The organism is Stenotrophomonas sp. 3diitr2024 (assembly GCF_042136455.1).
Classification (GTDB): Bacteria; Pseudomonadota; Gammaproteobacteria; order Xanthomonadales; family Xanthomonadaceae; genus Stenotrophomonas; species Stenotrophomonas sepilia.
In genome coordinates, this window is the sequence record NZ_JBHHMJ010000207.1 from 1 (window position 1) to 2,734 (window position 2,734).

At 66.0% G+C, this 2,734-nt stretch carries 5 protein-coding genes; 1 reads left to right on the top strand and 4 read right to left on the bottom strand.

The genetic code is table 11. The annotated features are described in order from the left end of the window. Positions 1-39 precede the first annotated feature (39 nt). The 4 genes from ABGA94_RS04745 to ABGA94_RS04760 form a co-directional block, all read right to left on the bottom strand. The gene (locus ABGA94_RS04745; RefSeq protein ID WP_069139167.1) at positions 40-462 is read right to left on the bottom strand and encodes a low affinity iron permease family protein; all 423 of its coding nucleotides are present in this window, start codon (positions 460-462) and stop codon (positions 40-42) included. A 70-nt stretch (positions 463-532) separates the two neighbouring features. Continuing rightward, positions 533-868 carry a hypothetical protein gene (locus ABGA94_RS04750; protein ID WP_005411085.1) on the bottom strand — a complete coding sequence of 112 codons (336 nt, stop codon included), beginning with the start codon at positions 866-868 and terminating at the stop codon, positions 533-535. A 75-nt stretch (positions 869-943) separates the two neighbouring features. After that, a complete protein-coding gene (locus tag ABGA94_RS04755; RefSeq protein ID WP_095378282.1) occupies positions 944-1,204 on the bottom strand; it encodes a hypothetical protein in 261 nt (86 codons plus the stop codon). A 195-nt stretch (positions 1,205-1,399) separates the two neighbouring features. Continuing rightward, positions 1,400-1,852 carry a nucleoside deaminase gene (locus tag ABGA94_RS04760; protein WP_005419409.1) on the bottom strand — a complete coding sequence of 151 codons (453 nt, stop codon included), beginning with the start codon at positions 1,850-1,852 and terminating at the stop codon, positions 1,400-1,402. 81 nt (positions 1,853-1,933) lie between these two features. Here ABGA94_RS04760 and ubiE point away from each other — a divergent pair, with 81 nt between their 5' ends. Continuing rightward, a complete protein-coding gene (gene ubiE, locus ABGA94_RS04765) occupies positions 1,934-2,695 on the top strand; it encodes a bifunctional demethylmenaquinone methyltransferase/2-methoxy-6-polyprenyl-1,4-benzoquinol methylase UbiE (protein ID WP_134955896.1) in 762 nt (253 codons plus the stop codon). Positions 2,696-2,734: the final 39 nt, after the last annotated feature.

Here is a 2,734-nt window from a genome sequence, read left to right on the forward strand (position 1 = left end):
AGTGCCGGCCGCTGGCCGGCATTGTCATTCCGGGGCCCGCTACACCGCTTCATCGTCGCGCCGCGCCGCATGGCAGGCGCGAACGCGCGCCAACGCATCGCCTGCTTCGCGGGCCATCTGCTCGTACTCGGCACGGATCTCTTCCAGGCGCGCTTCGTCCAGTTCTTCCAGATCCAGCAGTTCGTTGTTGGCTTCGGCCGTCGCCCGGATCAGCTCGTCCAGCTTGATCTGCATCGCGGCGGTGTCCGCGTTCTGCGTGTGCTGGATCAGGAACACCATCAGGAAGGTGATGATGGTGGTGCCGGTGTTGATCACCAGCTGCCAGGTGTCGTTGAAACCGAACACCGGACCACTGATGCCCCAGATCACCACGATCCCTACCGCGGCCAGGAAGGTCCACGGTGAGCCGGTGGCTGTCGCGGCCTTCTTGGCGATCGTATTGAACAGGTTGCGCGCTTTCATCGTCGTCGTGTTCCCACTCAGGTGACGAGGATGATCGGCAGTGACCCGTGCAGGCGCCGTGCAGCGCCGGTCAGGCGCGCATGCGCTGCAGTCGTGGCGCCTGCAGGCTGCGCACCGGGCTGCTCTGGTAGACGTGCTGCCAGCAACGGTCGACGAACTCACGGGCCTGGGCTTCGCTCAGCCGCGGCATGATCTGCAGGGCGTACTGGGTCTGGAACATCTCATCACGTTCGGCCTCGCTGGCGCGCGGCTGGGTGATCAGCGAATCACAGGCGAACTTGATCCACGGCACGTACGAGCCGAACGAGTTGTGCGGCAGTGCGCCTTCGGCATGTTGGCGGCGCCAGTGGTCAAGCTCGGCGTCTACGTTGATGACCGGAGGAATGGTGGGGACTTCAGCGTGCATGACAATCCAGTTCGGTTGAGTGGAAAGGGAGTGGGGGTTCATCGGAGTGTGGCGTATGTGGCGGTGCATGCAGCGTCAGCGGGATGTGGAGCCGGCGTGGCGATTGCCGATCAATTGCGCATGCTCGACCGCACCGAGGTCCTCGGCCATGTCGGCCATCGCATTGCACAGGCGCTCCTGGTCGAGCGGGTGGCGGCGGACCAGCTCCAGTTGCATGTGCTGATAGGCAGTCCAGAACAGCGCGCCGCGCCGGTGCAGTGCATATTGCTGCTGCAAGCGTTCGCGGATCGGATCGAGGATCGGGTCTGTCGTAGGGCGTACGGCGTGCGCGCACATGGCTGGCTCCGCCGGGGAAAGGGTGCCCCGGTGACCCGTAGGCGTGTCAGCCGCGTGGGGTGTTACCGCAGCGTGTGCGCGTGACCTGGCTGACTGTGCACGGGGTCACGCCGTTGCCCGCAAAGGCCGCTGGCACAAGGGCGCACCGGCGCTGAAGCGTTCATTAAATGTGTTGCAGAGACGAGTGCGTGTGGCTCATTCGCCGATGTCCTCGTTCCAGATGTCGGGATGACGGCTGATGAAATCGCCCAGCAGGTCCACGCATTCCTGATTGTCGAGGTCGATCACGTTGACGCCGTTCTCGCGCAGCCAGTCGATGCCGCCCTGGAACGTGCGCGATTCGCCCACCACCACGGTGCCGATGTTGAACTGGCGCACCAGGCCCGAGCAGTACCAGCACGGCGCCAGGGTGGTGACCATGATGGTGTCCTGGTAGCGGCGCTGGCGGCCGGCCTTGCGGAAGGCGTCGGTTTCGCCGTGCACCGACGGGTCGCCTTCCTGCACACGGCGGTTGTGGCCGCAGCCGAGCAGGCGGCCGTCGTTGTGGTACAGCGCCGCGCCGATCGGCACGCCGCCCTCGGCCAGGCCCTGGCGGGCTTCGGCGATGGCGGTCTGCAGCAGGGCCTGGTAGTCGGGCGTGGTGATCATGCGGGGGCTCCGGTCAGTCGTGGCCCGCCATGATACGGGCAGGGGGTGCCGCTGGCCCCCGGCGGTGCGATAATCGGGGCCATGAGCGAATCCCCCTACAAAGCCGGTACCACCCATTTCGGGTTCCGCGACGTCGCCGCCAAGGACAAGCAGAAGCTGGTCGGCCAGGTGTTCACCTCGGTCGCGCGCAACTACGACCTGATGAACGACCTGATGAGCCTGGGCGTGCACCGGGCGTGGAAGCGCTACTACGTGGCGACCGCGCAGGTGAAGCCGGGCGACCGCGTGCTCGATCTGGCCGGCGGCACCGGCGACATCGCCGCCCTGCTGAAGGAACGCGTCGGCGCCGAGGGCTCGGTGGTGCTGGGCGACATCAACGCCGGCATGCTGTCGGTCGGCCGCGACCGCCTGACCAACCGCGGCCTGGTGCTTGGCCTGGACTACGTGCAGTGCAACGCCGAAGCCCTGCCGTTCCCGGACAAGAGCTTCGACCTGGTCACCATTGCCTTCGGCCTGCGCAACGTGACCGACAAGGACGCCGGCCTGCGCGAGATGTACCGCGTGCTGAAGGTGGGCGGCCAGGCCCGCGTGCTGGAGTTCTCCGAAGTCACTGCCGACTGGTTCAAGCCGATCTACGACTTCCACTCGTTCAAGATCCTGCCCAGGCTGGGCAAGTTGTTCGCCAACGATTCGGACAGCTACCAGTACCTGGCCGAGAGCATCCGCAAGCATCCGCCGCAGGACGAACTGAAGGCGATGATGGGGCAGGCCGGCTTCGAGCGCTGCCACTACAAGAACCTGACCGGCGGCATCGTCTCGATCCACTCCGGCTACAAGCTGTAAGCCCGGTGTTCCGGTAGTGCCGGCCGCTGGCCGGCACCT